This is a genomic window from Microbacterium sp. GW821-FHT01D02, assembly GCF_059422585.1.
The window spans coordinates 1,027,008-1,053,765 of record NZ_JBWKXB010000001.1; the positions used below are offsets into that span (position 1 = coordinate 1,027,008).

Annotated in this window: 28 protein-coding genes; 11 read left to right on the top strand and 17 right to left on the bottom strand. The window is 70.9% G+C overall.

All coding sequences use genetic code 11. The annotated features are described in order from the left end of the window. Nucleotides 1-15: 15 nt before the first annotated feature. Nucleotides 16-1,110 (bottom strand): hypothetical protein, encoded by a 1,095-nt coding sequence (locus AC07VM_RS05040; protein ID WP_494910222.1) that lies wholly within the window; start codon nucleotides 1,108-1,110, stop codon nucleotides 16-18. A gap of 102 nt (nucleotides 1,111-1,212) precedes the next feature. Here AC07VM_RS05040 and AC07VM_RS05045 point away from each other — a divergent pair, with 102 nt between their 5' ends. Continuing rightward, entirely contained in the window at nucleotides 1,213-1,500 is a 288-nt protein-coding gene (locus tag AC07VM_RS05045) for a hypothetical protein (RefSeq protein WP_267416062.1), read from the top strand. 95 nt (nucleotides 1,501-1,595) lie between these two features. Here AC07VM_RS05045 and rocD read toward each other — a convergent pair whose 3' ends face one another. From rocD to AC07VM_RS05070, 5 genes are all read right to left on the bottom strand, one after another. Next, entirely contained in the window at nucleotides 1,596-2,825 is a 1,230-nt protein-coding gene (gene rocD / locus AC07VM_RS05050; protein WP_494910223.1) for an ornithine--oxo-acid transaminase, read from the bottom strand. After that, entirely contained in the window at nucleotides 2,822-3,700 is an 879-nt protein-coding gene (ddaH, locus tag AC07VM_RS05055) for a dimethylargininase (RefSeq protein WP_494910224.1), read from the bottom strand. Before ddaH ends, rocD begins: the two co-directional genes overlap by 4 nt. 182 nt (nucleotides 3,701-3,882) lie before the next feature. After that, nucleotides 3,883-4,884, bottom strand: coding sequence for an NAD(P)-dependent alcohol dehydrogenase (locus tag AC07VM_RS05060; RefSeq protein WP_494910225.1), 1,002 nt, complete (start codon nucleotides 4,882-4,884; stop codon nucleotides 3,883-3,885). Then, the gene (locus tag AC07VM_RS05065) at nucleotides 4,881-5,111 is read right to left on the bottom strand and encodes a helix-turn-helix transcriptional regulator (RefSeq protein ID WP_267416066.1); all 231 of its coding nucleotides are present in this window, start codon (nucleotides 5,109-5,111) and stop codon (nucleotides 4,881-4,883) included. Before AC07VM_RS05065 ends, AC07VM_RS05060 begins: the two co-directional genes overlap by 4 nt. Then, nucleotides 5,111-5,545 carry a hypothetical protein gene (locus AC07VM_RS05070; protein ID WP_494910226.1) on the bottom strand — a complete coding sequence of 145 codons (435 nt, stop codon included), beginning with the start codon at nucleotides 5,543-5,545 and terminating at the stop codon, nucleotides 5,111-5,113. Before AC07VM_RS05070 ends, AC07VM_RS05065 begins: the two co-directional genes overlap by 1 nt. A 123-nt stretch (nucleotides 5,546-5,668) precedes the next feature. Here AC07VM_RS05070 and AC07VM_RS05075 point away from each other — a divergent pair, with 123 nt between their 5' ends. Then, on the top strand, nucleotides 5,669-6,013 hold the full coding sequence (locus tag AC07VM_RS05075) for a hypothetical protein (RefSeq protein ID WP_494910227.1): 345 nt from the start codon (nucleotides 5,669-5,671) through the stop codon (nucleotides 6,011-6,013). 3 nt (nucleotides 6,014-6,016) lie between these two features. Here the strand turns inward: AC07VM_RS05075 and AC07VM_RS05080 are convergent, their stop codons facing one another. Continuing rightward, the gene (locus AC07VM_RS05080) at nucleotides 6,017-9,676 is read right to left on the bottom strand and encodes a proline dehydrogenase family protein (RefSeq protein ID WP_494910228.1); all 3,660 of its coding nucleotides are present in this window, start codon (nucleotides 9,674-9,676) and stop codon (nucleotides 6,017-6,019) included. An 88-nt stretch (nucleotides 9,677-9,764) separates the two neighbouring features. Here AC07VM_RS05080 and AC07VM_RS05085 point away from each other — a divergent pair, with 88 nt between their 5' ends. Genes AC07VM_RS05085 through AC07VM_RS05095 form a run of 3 tightly spaced genes read left to right on the top strand, consistent with a single transcriptional unit; the run spans nucleotide 9,765 to nucleotide 11,610 of the window. Continuing rightward, nucleotides 9,765-10,457 (top strand): hypothetical protein, encoded by a 693-nt coding sequence (locus tag AC07VM_RS05085; RefSeq protein WP_267416070.1) that lies wholly within the window; start codon nucleotides 9,765-9,767, stop codon nucleotides 10,455-10,457. Next, a complete protein-coding gene (locus AC07VM_RS05090; RefSeq protein ID WP_494910229.1) occupies nucleotides 10,454-11,014 on the top strand; it encodes a DUF4352 domain-containing protein in 561 nt (186 codons plus the stop codon). Before AC07VM_RS05085 ends, AC07VM_RS05090 begins: the two co-directional genes overlap by 4 nt. Then, nucleotides 11,011-11,610 carry a hypothetical protein gene (locus AC07VM_RS05095; RefSeq protein WP_494910230.1) on the top strand — a complete coding sequence of 200 codons (600 nt, stop codon included), beginning with the start codon at nucleotides 11,011-11,013 and terminating at the stop codon, nucleotides 11,608-11,610. Before AC07VM_RS05090 ends, AC07VM_RS05095 begins: the two co-directional genes overlap by 4 nt. On the opposite strand, the gene AC07VM_RS05100 is transcribed toward AC07VM_RS05095, so the two are convergent. Together AC07VM_RS05100 and AC07VM_RS05105 are read right to left on the bottom strand one after the other, a co-directional pair. After that, entirely contained in the window at nucleotides 11,565-12,965 is a 1,401-nt protein-coding gene (locus AC07VM_RS05100) for a hypothetical protein (RefSeq protein WP_494910231.1), read from the bottom strand. The two genes, AC07VM_RS05095 and AC07VM_RS05100, sit on opposite strands and share 46 nt — an antisense overlap. Nucleotides 12,966-13,008: 43 nt before the next feature. After that, the gene (locus tag AC07VM_RS05105) at nucleotides 13,009-13,569 is read right to left on the bottom strand and encodes an acyl-CoA thioesterase (RefSeq protein WP_267416075.1); all 561 of its coding nucleotides are present in this window, start codon (nucleotides 13,567-13,569) and stop codon (nucleotides 13,009-13,011) included. A 131-nt stretch (nucleotides 13,570-13,700) separates the two neighbouring features. Between AC07VM_RS05105 and AC07VM_RS05110 the strand changes: the two genes are divergently transcribed. Beyond that, complete coding sequence (locus tag AC07VM_RS05110) at nucleotides 13,701-14,210, top strand: GNAT family N-acetyltransferase (protein WP_267416076.1); 510 nt, start codon at nucleotides 13,701-13,703, stop codon at nucleotides 14,208-14,210. Nucleotides 14,211-14,294: 84 nt separating this feature from the next. Here AC07VM_RS05110 and AC07VM_RS05115 read toward each other — a convergent pair whose 3' ends face one another. Continuing rightward, nucleotides 14,295-15,446 carry an acetyl-CoA C-acetyltransferase gene (locus AC07VM_RS05115; protein ID WP_494910232.1) on the bottom strand — a complete coding sequence of 384 codons (1,152 nt, stop codon included), beginning with the start codon at nucleotides 15,444-15,446 and terminating at the stop codon, nucleotides 14,295-14,297. 127 nt (nucleotides 15,447-15,573) lie between these two features. Here AC07VM_RS05115 and AC07VM_RS05120 point away from each other — a divergent pair, with 127 nt between their 5' ends. After that, nucleotides 15,574-16,005: a hypothetical protein gene (locus tag AC07VM_RS05120; RefSeq protein WP_267416079.1), complete on the top strand. Its 432-nt coding sequence runs from the start codon at nucleotides 15,574-15,576 to the stop codon at nucleotides 16,003-16,005. 9 nt (nucleotides 16,006-16,014) lie between these two features. Here AC07VM_RS05120 and AC07VM_RS05125 read toward each other — a convergent pair whose 3' ends face one another. Genes AC07VM_RS05125 through AC07VM_RS05135 form a run of 3 tightly spaced genes read right to left on the bottom strand, consistent with a single transcriptional unit; the run spans nucleotide 16,015 to nucleotide 19,473 of the window. Further along, on the bottom strand, nucleotides 16,015-17,721 hold the full coding sequence (locus AC07VM_RS05125) for a cytochrome b/b6 domain-containing protein (protein ID WP_494910233.1): 1,707 nt from the start codon (nucleotides 17,719-17,721) through the stop codon (nucleotides 16,015-16,017). Between the two features lie 2 nt (nucleotides 17,722-17,723). Continuing rightward, a complete protein-coding gene (locus AC07VM_RS05130) occupies nucleotides 17,724-18,695 on the bottom strand; it encodes an electron transfer flavoprotein subunit alpha/FixB family protein (RefSeq protein ID WP_494910234.1) in 972 nt (323 codons plus the stop codon). A 1-nt stretch (nucleotide 18,696) separates the two neighbouring features. Beyond that, entirely contained in the window at nucleotides 18,697-19,473 is a 777-nt protein-coding gene (locus tag AC07VM_RS05135; RefSeq protein ID WP_267416085.1) for an electron transfer flavoprotein subunit beta/FixA family protein, read from the bottom strand. 139 nt (nucleotides 19,474-19,612) lie between these two features. On the opposite strand from AC07VM_RS05135, the gene AC07VM_RS05140 reads away from it, so the two are divergent. The 3 genes from AC07VM_RS05140 to AC07VM_RS05150 are packed head-to-tail and all read left to right on the top strand — an operon-like array spanning nucleotide 19,613 to nucleotide 21,061. After that, complete coding sequence (locus AC07VM_RS05140; protein ID WP_267416086.1) at nucleotides 19,613-20,149, top strand: MarR family winged helix-turn-helix transcriptional regulator; 537 nt, start codon at nucleotides 19,613-19,615, stop codon at nucleotides 20,147-20,149. 1 nt (nucleotide 20,150) lies between these two features. Further along, on the top strand, nucleotides 20,151-20,621 hold the full coding sequence (locus tag AC07VM_RS05145) for an SRPBCC family protein (RefSeq protein WP_494910235.1): 471 nt from the start codon (nucleotides 20,151-20,153) through the stop codon (nucleotides 20,619-20,621). Further along, the gene (locus AC07VM_RS05150; protein WP_267416089.1) at nucleotides 20,618-21,061 is read left to right on the top strand and encodes a YdeI/OmpD-associated family protein; all 444 of its coding nucleotides are present in this window, start codon (nucleotides 20,618-20,620) and stop codon (nucleotides 21,059-21,061) included. The genes AC07VM_RS05145 and AC07VM_RS05150 overlap by 4 nt, the downstream gene beginning before the upstream one ends. Nucleotides 21,062-21,129: 68 nt before the next feature. Here the strand turns inward: AC07VM_RS05150 and AC07VM_RS05155 are convergent, their stop codons facing one another. From AC07VM_RS05155 to AC07VM_RS05170, 4 genes are all read right to left on the bottom strand, one after another. Further along, nucleotides 21,130-21,906 (bottom strand): enoyl-CoA hydratase, encoded by a 777-nt coding sequence (locus tag AC07VM_RS05155; RefSeq protein ID WP_267416090.1) that lies wholly within the window; start codon nucleotides 21,904-21,906, stop codon nucleotides 21,130-21,132. Nucleotides 21,907-22,059: 153 nt separating this feature from the next. Next, on the bottom strand, nucleotides 22,060-22,965 hold the full coding sequence (mmsB, locus tag AC07VM_RS05160; RefSeq protein WP_494910236.1) for a 3-hydroxyisobutyrate dehydrogenase: 906 nt from the start codon (nucleotides 22,963-22,965) through the stop codon (nucleotides 22,060-22,062). Next, nucleotides 22,962-24,167, bottom strand: a complete 1,206-nt coding sequence (locus AC07VM_RS05165; protein ID WP_494910237.1) for an acyl-CoA dehydrogenase family protein — start codon at nucleotides 24,165-24,167, stop codon at nucleotides 22,962-22,964. Before AC07VM_RS05165 ends, mmsB begins: the two co-directional genes overlap by 4 nt. 22 nt (nucleotides 24,168-24,189) lie before the next feature. Next, entirely contained in the window at nucleotides 24,190-25,692 is a 1,503-nt protein-coding gene (locus AC07VM_RS05170) for a CoA-acylating methylmalonate-semialdehyde dehydrogenase (RefSeq protein WP_494910238.1), read from the bottom strand. A gap of 414 nt (nucleotides 25,693-26,106) precedes the next feature. On the opposite strand from AC07VM_RS05170, the gene AC07VM_RS05175 reads away from it, so the two are divergent. Further along, the gene (locus AC07VM_RS05175) at nucleotides 26,107-26,691 is read left to right on the top strand and encodes an antibiotic biosynthesis monooxygenase (RefSeq protein ID WP_494910239.1); all 585 of its coding nucleotides are present in this window, start codon (nucleotides 26,107-26,109) and stop codon (nucleotides 26,689-26,691) included. The last annotated feature ends 67 nt before the right edge of the window (nucleotides 26,692-26,758 follow it).

A 26,758-nucleotide genomic window follows, 5' to 3' on the forward strand; every position in this document is an offset into this window, starting at 1 on the left:
GCCGGCGTCCGGCACTCAGGGCGAGGGCCAGTCGTCGTACGTGTAGGGCTCTGCCGCGGAGTCGTCGTGGTAGACGCCGAGCTCCTCGTTGAGGTCGTCGGAGTCGCCCCACCAGCGCGGTGAGACGAGCGAGACCACGATGGTCTGGTCATACGCGTCGATCTCGATCGTGTTCCCGTCGGGGTCGATGAGAGCGCCCCGCTCGCCATCCGTCCATCCCCGCTGCCGGAGCTCGGCTGCGACCGCGTCCACGTCCACGGCGCCCCCCGCCGGCACGTCGTACCGGAACGCGATGTCCACGCCGTAGCTGTCGGCACCTTCGGCGAAAGTGGTCAGGTCGCCGAACCCCCGCATCGACGCCTGCCACCCGTCTTCGGCGATCATCCCGCGCACCAGAGACAGCTGCGCCTGCGCCCGGTCGTGGCGCTCCAGGGCCTGCTGCGCCTGCGCGCTCAGGGGCTGCGCCTGCACCTCGGCGACGGTCACGCCGGCCGCGTCGCGCTGCTGCGCCGTGACGGCTCCACCGAGCCAGATCGTGGCGACGAAGAGCAGCGGGAGCCCGACGGCGGCGACCCCGGCGACGACCGTCCATCGCTTCGATGCCCAGACGTGCTTTCTCGAGGCGGTGACGCTCGCGATCGCGAGCACGGCGATCCAGCAGACGACGACGATCCCGGCCGCGACGAGCATCACGTCGGAGAGGTAGGCGCTCGAGATCGGACGCGGCGACAGCCCCTGCATGATGGCGGGGATCGGACGCCCGTCGGTGGCTCCCGCCGGCGTGATCATCCCGGTGATCACCGCCCACCACTGCACGAGCAGGAGGACGGTGATCGGTCCCGGCGTGGTGGTGCTGCCGCTCCGGCGGAGGAGGAAGCGAGGGAGCGAGCCCAGCAGGCCCGCCACGGGGACCAGCACGGGCGAGAAGAGGAGGAGCGCCAGCAGCGCCCAGCCGTTGTTGCCGATGCAGAAGATCGCGAGGACGGGAAGGAGCCAGTTCACCCACGGCCAGACCACCCATGTGAGGGAGTGGATGTCCCGGCGATCGGCATTCGGAGTCCGCCGCGCGGGCGCGGGCGGGCTCTGCAGCAGCCACGGCTGGTCTGTCATGTTCCCCCCGGGCCACAGGATACCCGGCCCCTTTCCCGCGAAGGGTCGCGACGAGATGTCAACCCCCTCGGTGTCGCGCTCGACCGCGCGTACCGTCGGTGCATGGACCAGAACACGGAACGCACCCCCCACCCGCAGGACCCGGCCGAAGGTGCACCCGGAGTCGGAGTGCCCGAGGAGGACGCCGGCCAGGGCGACGGCACCGGCGGCGCGATCCAGGGCGACAGCTCGCGCGGAGAGTCGACCGGCGGCGCCATCCAAGGCGACGCGGGCCAGGGCCACCGGGCCGCGCTCGGCGGCGATGAGCACACCGAAGCGCAGCTCGACGCCGACAACGCCGCCGAGGAGGACACCCTCAAGACCCTCGACCCGGACTCGCCTCCGGCCTGAGCATCTGCGTGAGGGCAGCGTCACCGTCGCCGCCGCCATCCCCAGCGGCGGCCCTCCCCCCGGTGGCGCTGCCCGTCACAGCACTCGGCGCGGGACTACGCGCCGAGCACCAGCTTGAGCTGCTCCACCGCCCAGTCGAGCTCGGTCGCGCGGATCACGAGCGGCGGCGCGATGCGCACCGTCTGCCCATGCGTGTCCTTCACCAGGACGCCGCGGTCGAGGAGCTTCTCTGCGATCTCGCGGCCCGTGCCCCTGGCGGGGTCGATGTCGACGCCGGCCCACAGCCCCGCGATGCGCACGGCCGTGACGCCGTGCCCGATCAGCGGCTGGAGCGCCTGCTCCAGGTGCGCGCCGAGTGCGCGCGCCCGCTCCTGGAACTCGCCGGTCTGCAGCATCTCGACCACGCGCAGCCCCACGGCCGCCGCGAGCGGGTTGCCGCCGAACGTCGACCCGTGCTCGCCGGGACGGATGACGCCCAGCACGTCGGTGTTCCCGACGACGGCCGAGACGGGCAGGATGCCGCCGCCGAGCGCCTTGCCGAGCAGGTACAGGTCGGGCACGACGCCCTCGCGATCGCAGGCGAACGTCTCGCCCACGCGCCCGAGTCCCGCCTGGATCTCGTCGGCGATGAAGAGCACGTTCTTCTCGTCGCAGATCTCGCGGATGCGGCGCAGGTACCCCTCCGGGGGGATCACGACGCCGGCCTCGCCCTGGATCGGCTCGACGAGCACAGCGGCCGTGTCGTCGGTGATGGCCGCGGCGATCGCCTCCGCGTCGCCGTAGGGCACCACGTCGAAGCCGGGGGTGTACGGACCGAAGTCGTCCCGTGCGGACTCGTCGTCGCTGAAGCTGACGATCGTCGTCGTGCGGCCGTGGAAGTTGCCGGCCGCGACGATGATGCGCGCCTTGCCCTCGGCGATGCCCTTGACCCGGTAGCCCCAGGCGCGTGCGACCTTGATGCCGGTCTCGACGGCCTCGGCGCCGGTGTTCATCGGCAGCACGAGGTCCTTGCCGGCGAGCTCGGCGAGGGCCGCGGCGAACGGCTCGAGCCGGTCGCTCTGGAACGCACGGCTGACGAGCGTCACCCGCCCGAGCTGCTCGGTCGCTGCCGCCACGAGGGCCGGGTGCAGGTGCCCGAAGTTCACGGCCGAATACGCCGCGAGCAGGTCGAGGTACCGCTTGCCCTCGACATCCGTCACCCAGGCGCCCTCGGCGCGGGCGATGTTCACCGGCAGCGGGTGGTAGTTGTGCGCGACGTGTGGCTCGGCCCCCGCCCCGGTCGCCCCCTCGGCCTCTGCGCCCGTCGAAGACTCGACCGCGGTCACTTCGCACCCCGCAGTTCGAGCGTGCAGCACTTGATGCCGCCGCCGCCGAGCAGCAGCTCGGACAGGTCGACGGTGATGGGGTTGTAGCCGCGCTCGCGCAGCTGCTTCTCGAAGCCCTTCGCGCGCGGGGAGATGATCACGTTGTAGCCGTCGCTCGCCGAGTTCAGACCGAACACGGCGCCGTCCTCGTCCGACACGAGGATCGCGTCCGGGAAGCGCTTCTCGAGCTCGGCACGGCTCGCGTCGTCGAAGGCCCCGGGGAGGTACGCGATGTTCGCGCGCTCCGGGCCGCCGTTCTCCACGCCCTGCACGGGGTCGAGCACGGCGATCGCGGTGTCGAGATGGTAGAAGCGCGGGTCGACCAGGTTGAGCGACACGACCTCACGGCCGAAGACCTCTCCGACCTCGCGGTGGCTGTCACCCGTGGAGCGGAAGCCGGTGCCGGCCAGGATCACGTCGCCGACGAGCAGGAAGTCGCCCTCGCCCTCGTTGACCTCTTCGGGCATCACGGTGTCGTAGCCCGCGGCGCGGAACCAGTCGGCGAACGCCGGGGCCTCACCCTGACGCTCGACGAAGCGGAACTCGGGCACGTACGCGCGGCCGTCGATGAGGAACCCGCCGTTGGCCGTGTAGACCATGTCCGGGTAACCGGGGAGCGGCTCGATGAGCTCGACCTCGTGGCCCAGCTCGAGGTACAGGTCGTAGAGCTTCTGCCACTGCGCGACCGCGTTGGCGGTGTCGGTCGGACGCGACGGCTCCATCCACGGGTTGATGGAGTAGTTGACCGTGAAGTGCTCCGGCTTGCACATCAGGTAGTGGCGGTGGTGCGCGGTGCGCGCGGGTGCGGTGGATACGGCGGCTTCAGGCGTCGACATGGATGCTCCTCGAATGAACGGGCGCGGCGGACGCTGTCCAGGGGCCCGGCGGTCCTTCGACCCGCAGCTCGTTCAGAGCCGGCGGCGGGGAAGATGCGACTCGGGCACGCCGGAGTCCATTGTGTCATCCACCCCCTGTGCACCGCCAGAGCCGCGACCGGCCCCGCACGGGCGGGACGGAGTCACCGCGCAGGGTGGGTGACCACGACCTTGCCGACCGTGTGCCCGGCCTCGAGGTGCGCGAGGGCGGCGGATGCCTCGGCGAAGGGGTACTCGCGCTCGATCACCGGGACCACGCGCCCCTCGGCGACGAGCTCGAGGAGCTTGGTGAGGACCTCCGGGCGCGGCGACGCGGCGAGCGGGCGGATGCGGCGCGATCCCAGGGACAGCACGGCCGCGCGCAGCATCCGCGGGATGGGACCGAGCACGTGGCCGCCATCCCCCGTGACGAGCACGATCGTGCCCCCGTGCACGGTGAGGCGCTGGAGCTCGCGCAGCGGCACTCCGCCGGCGATGTCGATGATCGCGTCGAAGCGCCCGGCCGGGATGCCGCTCAACGGCGACTCCCGGTGGTCGAGGGTGCGGACGGCGCCGAGGCGCTCGACCAGCGGCGCGTTCCGGGCGCTGCACGTGGCCCACACCTCGGCGCCGCGGAGGGCGGCGAGCTGCACCGCGAACGTACCGACGCCGCCGGAAGCGCCGATGATCAGGAGTCGAGGGGTATGGCCGTGGCGCAGCCCCACTCCCGCGAGATCGAGGGCCTGCCAGGCGGTGCCGCCGGCGACCGGAAGGCAGGCGGCGGATGCGGCCGGGATGTCGGGCGGCACGGGCACGAGTCGGGATGCCGGGACGCGCACGTATTCCGCAAGGCCTCCGCCGCCGACCAGCTCGCCCACCACGTCCTCGCCCATCTCGGCGCCGACGACGTCGGGACCCATCGCGACGACGGTGCCTGCGACCTCCATCCCGCGCACCGGATGCTTCGGACGGGTGAGTCCGAACACGGGACGCACGAGCAGCGGATCGCCGAGCAGCAGGCGCACGTCTCCGGCGTTCAGGGCCGTGGCGCGCACGCGCAGCAGCACCTCGCCGTGATGCGGCACCGGCACCGGAATCCGCTCGAGGGCGACCCCGGAGGCGGGCCCGTACGTCTCGCGCCGCCACGCGGACATCGTGTCGGTCATGATGTCCCTCCGGAGGTGTCTGGATACCCGAACAGGTCGTCGATCCCCACGCCGAACGCGCGGGCGATCTGGAAGGCGAGCTCGAGTGTCGGCGAGTACTTCTGCTGCTCGATCGCGATGAGCGTCTGCCGCGTCACCCCGATCGTCCGGGCGAGCTCGGCCTGCGTCATCCCGGCCTGCTCACGATGCATGCGGATGCTGTTGGAGACGAGGGTGGGCTTGACCATCAGACGAGTCCCCGCCGGTAGGCGATCACGCGCGCGACGCCGCCGACGAGCGCCGACACCGCGAAGCCCAGGAACATGGTGTTCGCGATCCAGAAGACGTCGGCTCCGACGGCGCAGAGGGCGATGACCCCGAGGCCGGCGATCACGACGAAGGCCTGCTCGACGCGGCCGCCCATGCGACTGATGTCGCGGTCGCGGATGTCGGAGCGTCCGACACCGTCGGGATCCTTCATCCCGGCGATCATGCCCCACACGACGCTGATCACGATCGTCGCGACGATGCCCCCGCCGATCACCCACAGCATCAGCGGGAACCAGTCGACACCGGTGAGCGGCCCTCCGCCTGCCTGCTGCAGCACCAGCACGACATACACGACGAGCACGATGGGGCTGACGATGAGTCCCGCCCAGGCGTTGCGTTCTTCGTAGACCATGATGCCTCCGATGTAAAAGATTCTTGACACCCTCAGCGTACGTCCGCGCGACCACCGTGTCAAGAATTCTTTACACGCCTCCGTCCGCCCGCCGTCTTCAGCCCCGCCCATCCGCTCCCGGGGGTGGGGCCGCGAAACCGGCCGATGACGCATGATGTTCAGGTGAAGAGTTCGATCGTGCTGCCATGGATCCTGACCTGTGTGTTCGCAGGCGGCACTCTCCTCGCATCCGTCGGCGTCTCCGTCGCGACGGTCAACATGCCTGGTCAGTCACCTTCCCTCAAAGACGCAGCCAATATCACGGCACTCGTCTTCTGCCTCGTGTCGCTCGGCGGCGGCGGCATCGCATCAGCGATCGCGCGCTCCTACAGGACGAAGCGCCGCATCATCGCCGGGGCGTCGCTCGGCGCGGCCGTGCTCGGCGCGATCGTCACCGCGGTCCTGATGGTGCTCGCGACCGTGCCGTGAGCCTCAGATCACGCCGCTGCTCCAGGAGTCGAGGTTGCCGTAACGGTGCGCGGTGATCGAGATCGACTGCTCGTGCACGAACGGCAGCAGTTCGATGCGGGCCGCGGCCGTCACCTCGCCGTCGTACACCGCGAGGTCGGGGTCGCCACCGGATGCCGTCGCCAGAGCCGAGCGCAGAGCGGCGACAGTGGCCCGACCGCCCACCAGGCGCACCCGATCGCTCGGCGTCGCTGACACGAGCCCGTCGGCATCGGCCTCGTGACGCATCCGCTGCATCCACTCCTCGTCGGTCTCGAGGAACACCGGGGCATCGAGGTCGCCGAGCGCACGACGCACCTCGCCCGGCAGCCCGACCGGGGTCGAGATGACGAACTTCGCCCCCGAGCGCACCCCGGCGATCACGACGCGCAGCAGGTCCTGCAGCGCTGCGTCCTCGGTCGCGCGGATCTCGACCGGCACCGGTCGATAGCGGAACAGGTTGCGCTCCACGCCCAGGCGGGACACGTCGCGCACCTGACCGAACTCGCGGTCCCAGGCCAGCGCATCGGAGAGCGCGGACCGACGCAGCCACTCGAACTTCTCGTACTCGAGCGACGACTGCGCCGACTCGATGAGGCCCGTGATGCGGGAGTCGAGCCCGCGCAGATGCAGGGTGCTGGACGCGGGTCCGCCCGGGTGCGAGCGCCAGGAGCCCAGACCGATGAGGTAGTTCGGCCCGCCCGCCTTGGCTCCGGGCCCGACGGACGAGCGCTTCCAGCCGCCGAACGGCTGCCGCTGCACGATCGCGCCGGTGATGCCGCGGTTCACGTAGAGGTTGCCGGCCTGCACCCGGTCGAGCCAGAACGAGAGGTCGTCGGGGTCCTGGGTGTGCAGCCCGGCGGTGAGCCCGTAGGCGACCGCGTTCTGCAGCTCCACGGCCTTCGCGAGCGTCGGAGCGTGCATGACGCCGAGCACCGGACCGAAGAACTCCTCGGTGTGGAAGCGCGATCCCGGTTGCACGCCGACGCGGATGCCGGGGCGCCAGAGTCGCCCGCTGCCGTCGTCCGCCTCGTCCAGCGCGGGCTCGATCAGCCACTGCTCGTCGCTCCCGAGTTCGCTCAGCGCCCAGGCGAGCTTGCCCTGCGGCGGCTCGATCACGGGACCGACCTCCGCCAGCGGGTCGGTGGGAGGTCCGACGTGCAGCGAGCGCACGGCGTCGGCCAGCTGTCGGGCGAACCGCGCTGAGCGACCGACGGGACCGACGAGGATCGCGAGCGACGCCGCGGAGCACTTCTGGCCCGCGTGACCGAACGCGCTCTTGACGAGGTCGGCGACCGCGAGATCGAGATCCGCGGACGGAGTGATGATCATGGCGTTCTTGCCGCTGGTCTCGGCCAGCAGCGGCAGGTCGGAGCGCCAGGAGCGGAACAGGGCCGCCGTGTCCCACGCGCCGGTGAGGATCACGCGGTCGACAGCATCGTGCGTGATGAGCTCGCGGCCGAGCTCGCCCTCCTCGATGTCGACGAGGGCCAGCAGATCGCGCGGCACTCCCGCCTGCCACAGGGCCTCGGCGATCACCGCGGCACAGCGGCGCGCCTGCGGTGCCGGCTTGAAGACGACGCCGGAGCCCGCGCCGAGCGCGGCGAGCACGCCGCCGGCCGGGATCGCGAGCGGGAAGTTCCACGGGGGCGTGACGACGGTGACGGAGGCGGGCACGAACACGGCGCCGGCGATCGCGTCGAGCTCCCGCGCCTTGGCCGCGTAGTAGCGGGCGAAGTCGACCGCCTCGCTCACCTCGACGTCGGCTTCGGCGAAGATCTTGCCGGTCTCGGATGCCGCGACCTCGATCAGGTCAGCTCGCCGCGACTCCAGCGCGGCGGCGGCACGCAGCAGCACCTCGGCGCGTTCGGCGGCGGGACGTCCGCCCCAGGTCGGAGCCGCGCGTCGGACGCCCTGCACGATCCGCTCCAGAGACTCCGCATCCGACACCTGCGCAACGGCGATCGTGTCCGTGCCGAGGTGGGAGGCGGGGATGCGCTCGCGCACCTCGCGTGCCCAGTCGCGGTTCGCCGGCAGCGCCGGGTCGCTGTCGACCGTGTTCGAGAAGCCGGGGGCGCCACCGGAATCCTGCTCCACCTCCCGCGCGGAGTAGACGGCGGTCTCGAGGAAGGCCTCGCGGTCGCCGCCGTCGGAGCCGCGCGAGATCCCGAGCACGGCCTTGGTGAGGTCGGTCTCCGGAGCCGGGGCGACGGGGGCCGGTCGCACGGACTCGTGCACGGGTGCGAGCCGGTCCTGCGTGCGGCGCGGACCGATCCGGAGCGTGGCGTCGCCGGCGCGGTCGAGCGCGTCGAGGAAGCGGTCCTGCTCCCGCACGAACAGGGACTCGTCCTCGCCGAGGCGGAAGGCGGCGGAGAGGAAGTTGTCCGGGGAGGCGTTCTCCTCCAGCCGGCGCACGAGGTAGCTGATCGCGACGTCGAACTCCGTCGGCGCGACGACCGGGACGTACAGCAGGACGGGACCGACCTCGCGCGACACGGCCTGCACCTGGCCCTGCGCCATGCCGAGGAGCATCTCGAACTCCACCGCCTCGCGCACCCCCCGCTCGCCCGCGAGCAGCCAGGCGTATGCGATCCCGAAGAGGTTGTGCCCCGCGACGCCGAGCTTCACGGCCGCGGTGTGCTCCGGCCGCAGCGCCCAGTCGAGGCAGCGCAGGTAGTTCGCGTCGGTGTCGAGCTTGGTGTCGTAGGTCGCCGGCGTCCAGCCGTGCATCCGCGCCTCGACGTTCTCCATCGCGAGGTTGGCGCCCTTGACGAGGCGCACCTTGATGCGGACGCCGCCGTGTGCGACGCGGTCCTCGGACCAGGCAGTCAGCTCCTGCAGCGCGGGCAGGGCGTCGGGCAGGTAGGCCTGCAGCACGATGCCGGCTTCGAGGCCCGCCAGGCGCGGGTCCTCCAGGATGCGCGTGAACACCGCGATCGTGAGGTCGAGATCGCGGTACTCCTCCATGTCGAGGTTGATGAACGTGCCGTCGGCGGCTGCGGTCAGATACAGGGGCAGCAGCCGGGCGACGACGGCGTCGACGACCTCGTCGAACGCCCACATCGAGAGGTGGCTGATGATCGCCGAGACCTTGACCGAGACGTAGTCGACATCGGGGCGACGGATGAGCTCGTGGATGCCGTCCAGCCGACGCTTCGCCTCCGCCTCGCCCAGCACGGCCTCGCCGAGGAGGTTGAGATTGAGGCGCGAGCCGGTCTCCCGGAGCCGTGCGATCGCGGTGCCGAGCTTCGCCGGTCGCGCATCGACCACGAGGTGTCCGACCATGTCGCGGAGCACCCTGCGCGCGATCGGCACCACGGGAGACGGCAGGACCGGGGCGACGCCTCCGCCCAGACGCACCACCGAGCGCAGGTACCAGGGCAGGAACTCGGGCACGATCGGCGCGATCCGGTGCAGCTGGGAGGCTGCGGCGGTCAGGCTCTCCGGACGCATGACGCCGTCCACGAATCCGAGGGTGAACGGCAGTCCGTTCGCATCCTGGAGCACTCCGGCGAGCCGCGCGGCCGCGGGGTCGGGTTCGATCGCCGCGGCCTCGATCGCCCACCGCCGAGCGAGCTCGACGGCACGGTCGGCGAGGGGTGCGGATGCCACGGCATCCGATGGGGATGACGACGACTCTGCCATGGTGTCCACCCTAGGTCTGGATGCCCCCGCCGAGCGGGAGCCCGCACCCCTCTCTCCGTGCTCGCACGGCCCGCCCTATGCTGTTGCCGTGACCACGACCCCGCCGGCGAGCCCCGACCAGGGGCAGGACCCGGCCGTCGCGGCGACCAATGCGGGGGCGAGGGCGAAGGTCCTCGGATGGGCGCGACGCAGCATCGACCTCATCCCGACCTCCTGGCTCATCACCGGCGCCGGTGCCGCGCTCCTGGCGACCACCGCGGTGTTCGGTGGGCTGGAGGCCGCGGCCGTCGACCCCATCCCGGTCGTCGCGGTCGGCGAGACCTTCTCCGGGTCCGACATGGAGATGACCGTCGTCGGTGTCGAGCTGAGCGAGGAACGCGGGAACGCGGGACTGTATCCGGACGAGGAGAAGGGCGAGCGGGTACTGGTCGTCACGGTCGACGTCGTCAACACGTTCGAGCGTCCCCGGCCTGCCGCGAAGAGTGGATCGCCGTCACCGTTCGTCGACGGCATCCGCATCGACGGGCTCGAGGAGAAGGGCACGATCTCCCGCGCCGACGACGGCGGCGAAGTCTCCCTGCTGCAGCCCGACGTCCCCGTGCGCGTGCTGCTCGCCTGGATCGTCGGTCCGGAGGATTACCGGGACGGCGAGGAGATCACCCTCACCCTCCCGGACGCGGATCACTACGTCGGGCAGAGCGTGATGCGCGGCGACTACTGGGAGGACGTGCGCGTCGGAGCGACCCTGACGGCGACCGTCGACGAGGTGACGGTCCCGTGAAGAAGCACGTCCTCGTCTGGCTCGCCACCGCCGCGCTGCTCGCGTGCGCCTGGGTCGTGACGAAGGTCACCCTCCCCGACGACGCCCCGAGCGCCCCGTTCGTCACGACCGCGCAGATCGGCGAGCATGCCACCGCCCGCAACCTCGTCGTGACCGTGACCGACGTGCACCTCGCCGACCGTGTCACCGATGCGCGCGGATGGTCGGCCGAGGGGACGTGGCTCGTCGTCGATCTGGAAGCGGCCACCGGGGTGACGCAGGACCTCAGCACGCTGTCGTTCGCGGAGCTCACGATCGGCGAGCGCACCTTCAGCGCCACCGAGCGCGGCACCACGTTCGCCCGACAGGACCTGGTCACCGCCGTCCCCCGCGCCGGCAGCCTCGCCTTCGAACTTCCCGACGACGTCCGAGGCGACCGTGCCACCCTCCGCCTGGGGGTGCCGGGGGCCGGCGTCGGCGAGGTGCAGCTCGACGGGGTGATCGACCTGCCCGTCGACCTGGCCGCCCTGCCCGTCGAAGCCGAGGTGCTCCTGGACGAGAACGGATGGGCCCGATGACGATTCCGCTCCCACCCGTCCCGCCCGCCCCCCGCGAAGACCCGGCGGTGACGGATGCCCCGCCGAAGCCGCCGTCCTGGTGGCGGCGGAACACGCTGGCGCTGGTCGCGCTCGTCCTCCTCCTGCCGGCGACCGCCATCGCGGTCGGGTGGCAGGAGTGGTACCAGTACTTCGGATTCGGCGCCCGCGCGGTCACGCCCGTGGTGGTCGCCGAAGACGAGACGACGGATCTCGCCGGCGCGGGCTGGGGTCCGGTGCGCGGCGGGGAGATCGAGGATCTCTCGGGTCTCGACGTCCCCGACGGCACGCGCCTGATCGCGGTCGGCGTGCCCGTGAAAGCGGGTGCCGAGGGAGTCGCGTGCGAGACGCCGGCCCTCGTGGAGCAGTCGACGGGACGCGAGTGGAGTCCCGTGCGTGCGGAGATCGGACTGGACTCGAGCCCGGACGAGCCGGAGCTCTGTCTGCGATCGCAGACCGGCTCCTACGAGCTGATCGTCCCGTTCGTGGTGCCCGAGGAGGTCGAGGGGCCCTTCTGGGTCGACGTGCGCCCCTACGACGCCGGCGGCTCCTTCGTGAGGTTCGAGTTCGAGCCCTGACCCTCGACGCTGTCCCTGGCGGGGGCGGTGACCATCGCGGCGGCGACGGCATCCACCGACGAGGGCAGGAGGCCGGCGGCATCGGCGACCGCGCGCATCTCCCCCTCCTCCGCCGAGACGCCCGCCGTATCGGTGCGGTCCTGCCGGCGCTTGCGCAGCCGGGCGAGGGTGGCGTCGTACGCCCCGCTGATCACCGCGATGCGCACGGGCTCCATGAGCAGGAGCGGCACGAGGGAGACGAGCGGCGTGGCGATCGCCCAGAACACGAAGTCCTGCGGGCCGACCAGCCGGGTGATGCCGAAGCCGAGGAAGGATTCGAGCGCTTTCACGATCACGTAGAGCAGCGCGTAGGAGCCGACGAGCAGCGGTCCCGCGCGCCACATGAGCAGCAGCGCCCGTCCGATGGGTCGGAAGCGGGCACCGAGCTCTTCGCCGAGATCCTTGAGTCGGCGCACGAGCGGGTTGGGGATGACGGCCGCGTGGGCACGCACCCGGGCGATCAGCTCGCCCTCGACCCGCAGTTTCTCGGCCACGATCGCCTGCCCGAACACCACACCCGCGATGGTGAGCCACGCCAGCGGGGCGAGGAGCACCGGCCCCGCCTCGGAGAGCAGCCAGCCGATCCCTTCCCACAGCCAGCGCAGCGGGGCGACGGCATCCAGGATCTGCTCTCTGACCGTCTCGAAGAAGGCCACGGCCGCACGGCTGTCGACCCACACCTTGATCGTGTCGAAGATGTCGCCGAGCACCATCACCGAGAAGAAGACCCAGACGACCTCGAAGTAGACCGCGACCGGCGACAACCACTTCGCGAGCTTCGCCGACCACTTCGACCACGCCCAGCGGCCGGCGAACGCGAGCACGATGATCGAGATGGTCCACACGTTGATCGGCAGGTTGAGCACCGTGTCGACCGAGCTCACCGGCCCCTCGTTCCTGACAGCCGCCCACGCGATGATCCCCTGCCGCACCTCGAGTGCGCGCAGCGAGTATGCCCGGACGTCCTCGCCCAGCAGCCCCTGCGCCCAGTAGACCGCGAAGAAGGGGAGGATGCCGGCCAGCAGCGCGGACAGGAACGTGCGGCGCCGATCCGCGGCGGCCTCGGGCAGCGGTGCGACCTCCTGCAGGTTGCGCAGACCGTCTCGCAGCACCAGGAACATCGCGACCAGGCTCACCAGCCGCGCGAGGATCCCGATCGGAAGGACGAGGAACCCGAGAGTGGCGGAGGAGGCGCCGATGAACCCGGCGATCTCCGTGACCACGTAGTGCACGAGCACACCGACGAGGTACCACGCCATCAGCGCGGGCCAGTGCCGCCAGAGCACCCGCCCCGCGGTCTTCAGGATCGCCAGCACACGCCTAAGCTACCGCGCTCGACGGCGCCGCGAGCAGAAGGCGTCAGCCCCAGACGCTCGGCGCCTTCACCCGTACCGGGGGGAGGGCGGATGCGGCGGCCCAGTCGTGCACCCAGGCGTCGATCTCCGGCACGCCCTCGGGCTTTCCGACGGCGGCGAACAGCTCCTCGTTGCTGACGGTGCCGCCCGTGCGGCGCAGCATCCGGGCCCGCACGATCGCTCGGGCGTAGACCTCGCCGTCGACCACCGCGCGGTGCTCGAGGAACAGCGCCTTCTCGTCGTGCCCGATGAACCGGGACTGCACCTCGAACCGCTGCCACAGCTGCAGCGACTTGCGGAACGTGACCGTCTCGCTCGAGACGACCGCGTACCAGCCGCGGTCCTTCATCGCGTCGAACAGCCCGGTGCGGATGAGCTGGTCCCACCGCCCGAGGTCGAACAGCGACAGGTAGCGGCCGTTGTTCATGTGGCGCAGGATGTCGAGGTCGGTCGGCAGGGTCGTGAGGGTGATGCTCCCGACGGCCGTCGGGTCGAGGGTCTTCCCCCGCCGTACGCGGCGCCGGGCGCCGAGGATCACGAGGAGGGTCCGCCAGATCACGTTCACGAGGAACGATCGTAGCCAGACGTGCACGATTCGCGAACATCGTTGTGCGAACCCTCCAGCACGTGACAGCGCGTCTCGTCGGGCATCCACTCGATTTCCTCTTCGCGGATGCCGCGCGTAGAGTCACGAACATGAGCGCCGAAGCCCAGCCTGAAGTCATCGTCCGTCCGGTCCGTGATGTGGATGCGGAAGCCCTCGGTCGCGTGCACGCCCAGTGCTGGCACGAGACCTACGACCACCTGATCAGCAAGGCGGCACTGGAGAAGGTCTCGCCTCGCCGCATGGCCGAGCTCTGGACGCACTGGGCCTCGCAGGGCCCCGAGTTCAAGATGAACGCCGCGCTCGTCGACGGGGAGATCGTCGGCTTCGTCGGCTCCGGTCCCGCCCGCGACAAGGATGCTCCCGCCTTCCGCGAGCTCTACTTCATCTACCTGCTCGACGCGTGGCACTCCACCGGCATCGGCCAGAAGCTGTTCGACGCCGCCGTCGAGAAGGACGAGCCGCTGTACCTCTGGGTCGCCGAGGACAACCCCCGCGCGCACCGCTTCTACACGCGCAACGGATTCCGTCTCGACGGTGCCACGCACACCGAGCCGTTCCTCGGCGAGACGCTGACCGAAGTCCGCTTCGTCCGCCCCTGATCCACTCTTCGTCCGAGACGGGCCGCTTTCCTTCGGGGAGGCGGCCCGTCTCCTTTCGTGGCGGTCAGAGGATTCGGGGAGCCGTCAGAGACGCTCGATGATCGTCACGTTCGCGACGCCGCCGCCCTCGCACATGGTCTGCAGGCCGTAGCGCCCGCCCGTGCGCTCCAGTTCGTTGAGCAGGGTCGAGAGGATGCGCGTGCCCGTCGCGCCGATCGGGTGCCCGAGCGCGATACCGCCGCCGTTGACGTTGACCTTCTCGTGCGGCACCCCGGTCTCGCGCATCCAGGCGAGCACCACCGACGCGAAGGCCTCGTTCACCTCGAAGAGGTCGATGTCCTCGGCGCGCAGTCCGGTCCGCTCCAGTGCCTGCCTGGTCGCGGGGATCGGGGCGGTGAGCATGAGCACCGGGTCGTCGCCGCGGACGGACAGGTGATGGATGCGGGCGCGCGGGGTGAGCCCCTGTTCCTTCACCGCGCGCCCGCTCGCGATGAGCACGGCGCTGGACGCGTCGCTGATCTGCGAGGCGACCGCTGCGGTGATCCGCCCGTCGGGGGCGAGGGGCGGGAGCCCGGCCATGCGTTCGAGCGAGGTGTCGCGGCGAACGCCCTCATCGTGATCGAGGCCGTTCAGCGGCGCGATCTCGTTCGTGAAGCGTCCCTCGTCCTGTGCGCGTGCCGCGCGGCGGTGGCTCTCCAGCGCGAACCGCTCCATCTCCTCACGCGTGATGCCCCACTTCTGCGCGATCAGCTCGGCGCCGCGGAACTGCGAGATCTCCTGGTCCCCGTAGCGCGCACGCCAGCCGGGTGACTCCGCATACGGGGTGGTGAAGCCGTAGGCCTCTCCCACGGTCGCCGCCGCGGTGAGCGGCACCTGCGACATGTTCTGCAGCCCGCCCGCGATGATCAGGTCGCTCGTGCCGCTCATGACCGCCTGTGCGGCGAAGTGCACCGCCTGCTGGCTCGATCCGCACTGACGGTCGATCGTGACGCCGGGCACGTGCTCCGGGAAGCCCGCCACCAGGAGCGCGGTGCGGGCGACGTTGCCCGCCTGTCCCCCGATCGCGTCGATCGCTCCGAGGATCACGTCGTCGACGGCGCCGGGATCGATGCCCGTGCGGTCGATGAGCGCGGTCAGGCTGTGCGCGCCGAGGTCGGCCGGGTGGACGCCGGAGAGCGAGCCGCCGCGCCTGCCGACGGGCGAGCGCACCGCGTCGACGATGTATGCCTCTGCCATGTTCTTCCTTCCGTGGAGTGCGCCGCCGCCTTTTCGACACGTGGGCCGATCATCGCACGCGCACGTCTTCGACTAGCCTTAAGTCATGGGAACTATGGCCAAAAGTCATAGACGTTGGGGGAATCGCATGGAACAGCAGGGGACATCGACCGCAGTCACACGACGGACGCTGGTGCGCGCCGCGGCATGGTCCGTGCCGGTGATCGCCGTGGCGGTCGCCACACCGCTCGCCGCCGCATCCACCTCCCCGCTGATCGTGCAGATGAACCCCGCGACCGTCGACGGCTCGACCTTCGACTGGCCGGGAGCGCTCGTCACGAACACCGGGACGTCGGACGTGACGCTCACCTGGACGGTCGACGTCACGCCGGCGCTCGACTCCCTGACGGGTCCGGTCACCGGCACGATCACGATCCCGGCCGGCGGTTCCGCGATGGTCGCCGTCGGCGTGACCGGCTTCCACGTCGCCGCCGCCTGGGACTCGGAGCTGACGCTCGCCCTGCTCCGCGACGGCGCGCCGCAGACCGAGACCATCACGTTCCGGGCCGTCGAGGTCTAGGGCACCGCGTCAGCGCCCCGAGACCTTTCCGAAGGCCTTCGCGATCGGCGCGAGCACCAGCGGGCGAGCGGCCACCCAGCCGATCGCGATCACCACGAGCGCGCCGATGAACACCCAGAACCCGGTCCAGGTGACCGCGTCCTGCGCCGCGAACATGTGGTTCAGGTTGGCGAGGAATCCGGTCAGCATCACCAGCGCGACGTGGGCGATGATGAACGCCACGAAGTAGAGCATGATCGGGAAGTGCAGCGCACGCGCCCACTCGACCGGGTAGGCCTTCGACAGCTTCTCGGCGTTCTTCGGCCACAGCCCCGACATCCGGAACCCGGTGATCGCGGCGAGAGGCGCGGCGAGGAACACGGTGGCGAAGTACGCGAGCTGCTGCAGGCTGTTGTAGTTGTTCCATCCGTTCTCGTGCGGCCAGTCGAACGAGACGTACTGCAGCGCCGCCGACAGCGCGTTCGGGAACACCTCCCAGCTCGTCGGCACGATCCGCACCCAGTGCCCGGTGACGAACAGCAGCACCACGAAGATCACGCCGTTCACCAGCCACAGGATGTCGAGCGACTGGTGGAACCAGAGGTTGAGGCTGATCTTCCCCTTGGCGTTCCCTCGGGGAGTCCAGAAGACCGTCGGCCGCTTCTCGGTGCGCACCTGCAGACCGGAGCGGATGATCAGCACCATCAGGAACATGTTGAAGAAGTGCTGCCAGCCGATCCACGGCGAGAACCCGGGCTCGACGGCGATCGCCGGCTCGTAGTGACCGGGGAACGCGGCGAGGAAGTCCTGCATGAACGGGAAGCTCAGCAGCGTGCGCACGAATGCGACGGCGGCGCCCGCGATCAGCCCGAGCGCGGCCGCGCCGAGCAGGACGGCGATCGCCTGCGTCCACGTCGGACGGCGGCGACCGGATTCCGGAGCCGCAGTGATGTGCCGCGGGGCGCGACCGTTCCACACCGTGCGCGTCCAGGGCAGCGGCGCGTCGAGGTCGGCGACGGCAGGGACGGCGACCGCGGAAGCGGGGACGGGAACGAGGTCCGCCTCAACCGTCCGGTCGTCGAGCGAGGACGGCGCAGTCGACGCGCTTCCCCGGTCGTCGAGCGAGGACGGCGCAGCCGACCGAGACGAGGCGCCCTGCAGCGCCGGAACCGTTCCCGCGGGCGGCCACGGCTCTCCGCCGGCGACGCGGGGCAGTCCGCGACGGACATTCGCCCCGGACTCCGATCCGGGCACGGCCGCGGTCTGCGCGACCGCAGCCGGAGCGACCGCAGCCGGAGAGACCGTCGACGCCGCGGCAGTCTCCGTCGCGACGGCGGGCACGGTCGCGGCAGCAGCGGGTGCTGCGACCGGAGCCGACAGCTTCGGGCCTTCCGAGGTCCCGGGTACGGAAGCCACGTCCGCCGTGACGGAGGAGGCGGTGTCGGCCGGCGGCCACGGCTCTCCACCCGGAACGCGCGGGAGCCCACGACGCAGACCGGACCGTCTCGCGGTACCCGCGAGGGCAGCCCCAGCAGAGGGAGCAGAAGCCGAGGGAGTCTCTACGGAAGCAGCGGTGACGGCAGCCGCCGGCGCTTCGTGGATGGGCGTCGCCTCAGCGGCCGGGCCGGCATCCGTTCCGCCGTCGGCGGCCGCCTCCGCCGCCACGGCATCCGCCGGAGGCCAGGGTTCCCCGCCCGGCACACGCGGCAGCCCGCGTCGCAGCACCCGCGTCGCCATGACTACTTCTTCCGCGCCTCGAGCGCGGCGATCACCTGCGGGACCACGGCGAACACGTCGCCGACGATGCCGAAGTCCGCGACGTCGAAGATCGGCGCCTCGGGGTCCTTGTTGATCGCGACGATGTTCTTCGATGTCTGCATGCCCGCGCGGTGCTGGATCGCGCCGGAGATGCCGAGCGCGACATACAGCTGGGGCGACACGGAGACACCGGTCTGCCCGACCTGGTGCGACTGCGGGATGTAGCCCGCATCGACGGCTGCCCGGGAGGCACCGACCGCGGCGCCGAGCGCATCGGCCAGCTCCTCGACGAGCACGAACTTCTCCTTCGAGGCGAGACCGCGTCCGCCCGACACGACGCGCGTGGCACCGCGGAGCTCGGGACGGGAGGAGGCCACCTCGACGGCCTCGACCGGGCCGGCGGTCGCCGCGACCGCGCCCGACGGCGTGACGGCGAGGACCTCGACCGAATGCGAGGCCACGGCCTCCGCGCGCGCGTCCACCGCGCCCTGGCGCACCGTGATCACCGGGGCGCCGAACGTGGGAGCCGAGTCGACGAGGTACGCCCCGCCGTAGACGGAGTGGTGCGCGACCACGCCCTCCTCATCGCGGGAGACGCCGACGGCATCGACCGAGAGTGCGCTCTTCGTGCGCACGGCGAAGCGTCCGGCCACGTCGCGCCCGGCGATCGAGTTCGAGATGAGCACCGCATCGGGGCGCACCTGCGCCGCCGCGGCCTCCAGCGCGTCCACGATCGGGACCGTGAGAGCGGCGGGGTCCCCGTCGGCCGTCAGCACGACGGAGGCTCCGGCGGCAGCGACCTGGTCCACCGTCGCCGGACTGCCGCCGACGATGAGCGCCACGGGCGAGCCGATGGTCGATGCCGCACCGATCAGGGCGGCCGTGCTGCTCGCGGCGTAGCCCGAAGGGTCGACGTCGACGAGGACGAGGATCGGGTTCTCGGAAGAGGTCATCTCACACCAGCCTGTTCTGCACGAGGTACTCGACGAGCTTGTCGGCGGCGTCACCCTCATCGGTGATCTTCACGCCGGCCGCACGCGGGGGCTTCTCCGACACCGCGGTGATGATCGTCCGCGGAGCTGCGGCCGGATCGGCCGAGACATCCAGGTCGGCGAGAGAGAGCACCTCGAGCGGCTTCTTCTTCGCGGCCATGATGCCCTTGAAGTTCGGGAACCGGGCATCGGGGAGCGCCTCGGTGATCGAGATGACGGCGGGCAGCGACGCCGAGACCGGCTGGCTCCCGGCGTCTGCGCCACGAGTCCCCGAGACGCCCTCCGCGGTGATCTCGACCGAGGTCAGCGCGGTGGCCTGCGCGAACCCGAGGTGCTCGGCCAGCATCGCGGGGATCACACCGCCGGAGCCGTCGGTCGACAGGTTGCCCGTGATCACGAGGTCGGGGGCACCGCGGCGGATCGCGGCCGCGAGCACCTCGGCGGTGAGTCCAAGGTCGGCCCCCGCGAGCTGCTCGTCGGCGATGTGCACGGCGGAGCCGGCCCCGATCGCGAGCGCCCTGCGCACGGAGGCGGTCGAACCCTCGGGAGCCATCGAGACGGCCACCACCTCGGTGCCGTCGTTCTTGTCGGCGTAGCTGAGCGCGACCTCGAGCGCGCGCTCCGTGATCTCGTCGAGCACGACGTCACCGGCCGCGCGATCGGCGAGTCCGGTCTCGAGATTCAGCTTGCGGTCGCCATAGGTGTCCGGCACCTCTTTGACCAGGACGAAGATCTTCATCGATTGCTCCTCACGACTGCTGCAATTCTAGACCGCGGTACTGAGTCCCAGCCGACTTGCGACTCAGACTCAGCGGTATCGACGACGATGCGGCGCGCGCCGTCGCCGCGCCACCCACTCCCGCCACTACCGTAGAGAAATGGCCCGTCCCCGTCCGCTCCCCATCGACCCGCTCGCCGAGGCGAAGCGGCAGTGGCTCGCGCACGGGTGGACGGATGCCGCCGACGGCATGGCGCTGGTCACGTCGGTCATGCGGGCCCAGCAGCTGCTGCTCGCCCGCGTCGACGCGGCCCTCAAGCCCTTCGCTCTGAGCTTCGCGCGCTACGAGGTGCTGCGCCTGCTGGCCTTCAGCCGCGCGGGCAGCCTTCCGCTCTCGAGCGTGGTCGCCCGACTCCAGGTGCATCCGACGACGGTCACGAGCACGGCGGAGCGTCTGGTCCGTGACGGCCTGATCGCCCGCGAACCGCACCCGCACGACGGACGGGCCGCACTCCTCGTCCTGACGGACGCCGGTCGGGAACTCGTCGAGCAGGCGACCCAGGCCCTCAACGCCGATGTCTTCGCCGAGCCCGGGCTGAGCCGCGACGACGCCGCCGAGCTCGTCGCGATCGTGGCCCGGCTGCGCAAGGACGCGGGCGACTTCGCCGATCCGCGTCCGCAGCCCGAAGCCCTCTGACATGGCCCGGTTCGCGCTCGAGACGATCATCGGCGCGACTCCGGCCGAGGTGTTCGCCGCGTCGCTGGACCCGTCACTGCACGTGAAGAGCATGGCCCGATACGGAGAGACCATGGTCGAGGCACCGGCGGGCGGCGTCTTCACCGAGGGCACGACCGCGACCTGGCGCGCGCGCCACTTCGGCATCCCCTTCCGCCTGCGGTCGATCGTGTTCGACGTCGATCCGCCCCACGGGTTCTCGGATCGGCAGATCGCCGGTCCGTTCGCCGCCTTCCTGCACGAGCACCGGTTCGAGGAGCATCCGGCCGGCACGCTCATGCACGACACCGTGACCTTCCGCTCGCCGTTCGGACCGCTCGGCCGGCTCGTGGACGCGATGTTCCTGCGCGCGTACATGCGTCGGCTGATCGCGGAGCGCAACGCGATTCTCGCCGCCGAATTCGAGGATCCCGGGCGTACCCTTTCGGCATGAGCGAACTGCGTCTGCACACCGTCCTCACCGGCCGTGGCCCCGCTGCGGCGATCCTGCTCAGCGACGAGCAGGTCGCGTCGTTCGGCGCCGGCAAGGCCTTCCCGGTCGCCGTCACGATCGGCGGACGCACCGCCCGCCTGCGCGTCGCGCGCATGGGCAGCGAGAACATGATCGGCTTCAGCAAGGCCGTGCGCGCCGACCTCGGGCTCGAGATCGGTCAGGAGATCGACGCCGTGATCCGCGTGGATGCCGCGGAGCGGACGGTGGAGGTCCCGCCCGAGCTCGCCGCCGCTCTCGACACCGATCCCGCGCTGCGCTCCGCCTTCGACGCCCTGTCGTACACCGTGCGCAAGGAGCACGCGCGGAGCGTGGCCGAGGCCAAGCAGGACGCGACCCGCGAGCGCCGGATCGCGAAGATCGTCGACGCGCTCCGGGGCTGACCGCTCCTCGATCCCGGCACTCATCGCGTCACGCACTCGTCTCGTCAGGTGTTCGGGCGCTCAGACGCTCAGCGGTTCTGGAAGTCGGGCGACCGCTTCTCCCGGAAGGCCGACATGCCCTCCTTCTGGTCGGCGGTGTCGAACAGTGCGGCGAACGCCTGCTTCTCGTGCGCGAGCCCCTCGGAGAGGGTCGTCTCCATCGCGGCATCCAGCGCGGCCTTCGCGGCGTAGACCGACGGCAGCGACTTCGAGGCGATCGTGTCGGCGAGCTTCGTCGCCTCGGCCAGGAGGTCGGATGCCGGCACGACGCGGGACACGAGGCCGGACCGCTCCGCCTCCTCCGCGCCCATGAAGCGGCCGGAGAGCACCAACTCCGCGGCCTTGTAGTAGCCGACCGCGCGGATCAGGCGCTGCGTACCGCCCATGCCCGGGATCACGCCGAGATTGATCTCGGGCTGACCGAACTTCGCCGTATCGGCGGCCAGGATGATGTCGCACATCATCGCCAGTTCGCATCCGCCGCCCAGGGCGAACCCGGAGACCGCCGCGATCACCGGCGTGCGCACCGCAGCGAACTCGTGCCAGATGCCGAAGTGGTCAGTCTCGAGCATCTCCGCCGCGGACATGCCCTCCATCTCCTTGATGTCAGCACCGGCCGCGAACGCCTTCTCCGAGCCCGTCACGACGATGGCTCCGACGCCGTCGTCCGCGTCGAAGGCGAGCGCCGCGGCCGTGACCTCCTCGGCGAGCCGGCCGTTCAAGGCGTTCAGTGCCTCCGGCCGGTTCAGGGTGATCCATCCGACTCGTCCGCGCTGCTCGACCAGGATCGTCTCGTACTCGGTCATGTCGCCCTCTCCGTCGTGGTTCTCTTCAGTATGTCGCGGCGCGGGGACGTTTCGTCTCGGTCGCTGCGCTCCCTCGCTCAACGACCGGATCTCCCCCGCCCGCCCCCGGTCGTTGAGCGAGCGGAGCGAGACGAAACGTCCGCGACGCAGCGCTCACACGCGGTCGTCGCGGATGTCGGTGATGATCCCGGAGAAGTCGCGCGCCGCCCCGTCACCGGCCGCGAAGGCCGCGTAGATCTCCTGCGCCAGCCGCCCCATGCGCGCATCCGTCGAGGTCTGCTCGATCGCCTGCAGCGCGAGCCCGAGGTCCTTGGCCATCAGCGCCCCGGCGAAGCCCGGCTGGTAGTCGCGGTTCGCGGGACTCGTGGGCACCGGTCCGGGAACCGGGCAGTTGGTCGTGATCGACCAGCACTGACCGGAGGCCTGCGAGACGACGTCGAACAGCGCCTGGTGCTCGAGCCCGAGCCGCTCACCCAGCACGAAGGCCTCGGCCACCGCGATCTGCGAGACCGCGAGCACCATGTTGTTGCAGACCTTCGCGGCCTGGCCGAGTCCGGGACCACCGCAGTGCACGATACGCGCGCCCATGACCTCGAGCAGCGGGCGTGCCGCCGCGTAGTCCTCGTCCGAGCCGCCGACCATGAACGCCAGGGTGCCGTTCTCGGCTCCGACCACGCCGCCCGACACCGGGGCGTCGACGTTGCGGTGCCCCGCCGCGAGCGCGAGCGCGTGCGCGGCCCGCGCCTCGTCGACCGCGATGGTCGACGACTCGATGAAGAGCGTTCCCGGTCGCGCGGCCGCGAGCAGTTCGGTGCGATACGCCTCGATCACGTGCTTTCCGGCGGGGAACATCGTGATGACGACATCCGCCTCGGTCACGGCATCCGCACCGCTCGCCGCCACCGTGATGCCGGCGGCCCGCGCCGCGACGATGGCCGCGGGGACGAGGTCGAAGCCGTGCACCTCATGCCCGGCGGCCACCAGGTTCTTCGCCATCGGCAGCCCCATGTGTCCGAGACCGAGGAACGCCACCACGGGGCGGGAGGCCGGCGTGGTCATGAGGCGCTCCGCATCTGGTCTCCGCCGCTGCGCTGGAGGGAGCTCGAACCCGCGGGTCGCAGCATCTCGCGTCCGACGATCAGTCGCATGATCTCGTTCGTCCCCTCCAGGATCTGGTGCACCCGCAGATCGCGGACAACCCTCTCGATCCCGTAGTCCTGCAGGTATCCGTACCCGCCGTGCAGCTGCAGGGCGCGGTTGGCGACGTCGAAGCCGGCGTCGGTCGCGAAGCGCTTGGCCATCGCGCAGCGCATGGTGGCGTCGGGAGCGTGCTCGTCGACCGCCTGCGCGCCGTCGCGCACCATCAGTCGGGCGGCGTGCAGCTCGGTGCGCATGTCGGCGATCGCGAACAGGATCGACTGCTTCTCCGAGAGGGGCTCCCCGAAGGCGACCCGCTCGTGCACGTACTGCACGGCCCGGTCGAGCGCCCATTCCGCGCCACCGAGCGAGCAGGCGGCGATGTTGAGGCGGCCGCCGTTGAGGGCCGACATCGCGATCGCGAAACCGCGGCCCGCGTCACCGAGCATGGCGGATGCCGGCACCCGGAGGCCGTCGAAGATCACCTGTCGCGTCGGCTGTGCATGCCAGCCCATCTTCTTCTCCAGGGCTCCGAAGCTCAGCCCCTCGGCGTCGCCGGGGACGAGGAAGGCGCTGATCCCGCGGGCACCCGGCTCCCCGGTGCGCGCCATCACGACGTAGACGGCGGCCTCGCCGGCGCCCGAGATGAACTGCTTGACACCGGTGAGCACGTAGTCGTCGCCGTCGCGCACGGCACTGGTCGCGACGTTCGCGGCATCCGACCCGACGCCCGGCTCGGTGAGGCAGTAGCCGCCGAACTCCGCCATGGCGGTGAGCTTCGGCAGCCATTGGCCGCGCTGCGCCTCGTCGCCGTACGTGTCGATCATCCACACCACCATGTTGTGGATGGAGATGTAGGCGGCTACCGCGGGGTCGCCCTTGGAGAGCTCTTCGAAGATCGCGACGGTGTCGGTGCGGCTGAGCCCGGTGCCGCCGAACTCCTCGTCGACGTAGATGCCGCCGAGGCCCAGCTCGCCGCCGCGATTGAGCGACTCCCGCGGGAACAGGTGCTTCTCGTCGCGCTCGGCGGCGTACGGGGCGAGCTCGGTCTCCGCGAACTCGCGGACGGCGCCGAGGATCGCCTCGCGCTCCTCGGCGGTGGTGGTGACGGTGGTCATGGTCATCGTGGTTCCTTGTGGGAGTGGATCAATGCATGGTGGGGATGACGAAGCTGGCGCCGTCGCGGATGCCCGCCGCCGGCCAACGGCTCGTCACCGTCTTGGTCTTCGTGTAGAAGCGGAACGCGTCGGTGCCGTGCTGGTTGAGGTCGCCGAAGCCGCTGCGCTTCCAGCCGCCGAACGTGTAATACGCGATCGGGACCGGGATCGGCACGTTCACGCCGACCATGCCGACCTCGACGCGGGCCGCGAAGTCCCGGGCGGCGTCGCCGTCGCGCGTGAAGATCGCGACGCCGTTGCCGTACTCGTGCTCGGAGGCCATACGCAGGGCCTCCTCGTAGTCGGCGGCGCGGGCGATCACCAGCACCGGGCCGAAGATCTCCTCGCGGTAGATCGCCATGTCGGTCGTGACGTGGTCGAACAGCGTCGGGCCGAGGTAGAACCCCTCCTCGTGACCGGGGACCGTGAAGCTGCGACCGTCGGCGAGGAGCGTCGCGCCCTCGTCGACGCCCTGCTGGATGTACCCCTCGACCCGTTCGACGGCCGCCCGCGTGACCAGGGGCCCGTAGTCGACGTCGGTCGCGAGGGACGGACCGACCCGCAGCTGTGCGACGCGCTCGGAGAGCTTGGCGGCGAGGGCATCCGCCGTCTCCTGCCCCACCGGCACCGCGACCGAGATGGCCATGCAGCGCTCGCCGGCCGAGCCGTAGCCGGAGCCGATCAGCGCGTCGACAGCCTGGTCGAGGTCGGCGTCGGGCATCACGATCATGTGGTTCTTCGCCCCGCCGAAGCACTGCGCGCGCTTGCCGTTCGCCGCGGCGGTCGCGTAGATGTACTCGGCGATCGGGGTGGAGCCGACGAAGCCGACGGCGCGGATGCGGTCGTCGGTGAGCAGCGTGTCGACCGCCTCCTTGTCGCCGTGCACCACGTTGAGGACACCGGCGGGCAGCCCTGCCTCGAGGAAGAGCTCGGCGATGCGCACCGGTACCGAGGGGTCGCGCTCGCTGGGCTTGAGCACGACCGCGTTGCCGGCGGCGAGGGCGGGGCCCGCCTTCCAGAGCGGGATCATGGCCGGGAAGTTGAACGGGGTGATCGCGGCGACCACGCCGAGCGGCTGCCGCATCGAGTAGACGTCGATCCCGGCACCGGCTCCGGTGGAGTACTCCCCCTTGAGCAGGTGCGGAGCTCCGGCGGAGAACTCGATGACCTCGAGGCCGCGCTGGATGTCGCCCTTCGCATCGTCGACCGTCTTGCCGTGCTCGCTCGCGAGCAGTTCGGCGAGTGACGTCATCTCGCGCTGCACCAGGTCGAGGAAGCGGAGCAGCACGCGGGCGCGCTTCTGGGGGTTGGTCGCCGCCCAGGCGACCTGGGCCTCCGCGGCGTTCGCGATCACGCGACGCACCTCCTCGGCCGAGGCGAGCGGCACACGGGCCTGCACGGCGCCGGTGCTCGGATCGAACACGTCGGCGAAGCGGCCCTCGTCGGGTGTGAGCAGCGATCCGCCTACGAAGTGCGCGATGGTACGAGTCATTGTGTGACATCCCTCCGTGCCGTCGTTGGCACATTGGCGAGTTTACTCTGGCGCCCGGACATTTCCTAGGACGTCCTTGTATTTCGACCCGCTCCTTCCTCCCCCACGGATCGAGGTTGTTCGCGCGGCGTTCACCGCCGCGTCATCTGGCCCGCGTACAACTGCAGATGCGCGGACAGAGACTCAGACCGGATCGGGTGTCACGTCTACCGCGCGCACGGTGGGCACTCTCGCTCCCGTTGCGGCTCCCACGCCGCGAGACCCCCGCCGAATCGGGTCGGCGGGGGTCCTCTTCGTGGCGGCGCCGATGCCCTGCCTCCGGTCGCATCAGAAGTAGAATCGACGTGCGCCGCCACCCCTGGCGCATCCGCTTCGGCGTCCCGATCCCGGACGCCCGTCACCGAGGACTCCACCTTGTCCGAACCTCTCACCGTGTCCATCCGCCGCGAAGTCGACCCCGAGCGCATCGTCGAGGCGACCGCCTGGGTGCAGACGGGGGTGAACCTCGCGACGAAGTATCCGGGCTTCCTCGGCTCCGGCTGGGTCCGTGCCGGCGAGGACTCTCAGGTCTGGCACATGCTCTACCGCTTCGCGAGCGAGGATTCGCTCACGGCCTGGGAGCAGTCGGCCGAGCGGGCGTGGTGGCTGTCGATGGGCGAGGGCTTCGTGCGCAGCGAGCGCTCGAAGCGCCGGACCGGGATCGAGGGCTGGTTCGACGAGCCCACGACCGGCACCATCACGCTCCCGTCCCCCGACGGCACCACCGAGACGGTCACGGTCGCGCCGGCTCCCCCGCGCTGGAAGCAGGCGACGTCGATCTGGCTGGGCTTCTTCCCCGTGAACCTCGCCTTCACGTACGCGATGAGCCCCGTCCCCGGATGGAACGAGCTGCCGATCTGGCTGCGCGTGCTCGTCACCACGCTGGTGCTCACGCCGATCATGGCGTACTGGGTGCTCCCGTTCGTGACGCGCTCGCTGCGGAGCTGGCTCACGCGCTGACCTCTCCTCGGGTCGGCCACACCATCGCGACGGCCCGGGTTCTCCCCGTCCCCTCGCCGAGCACGGG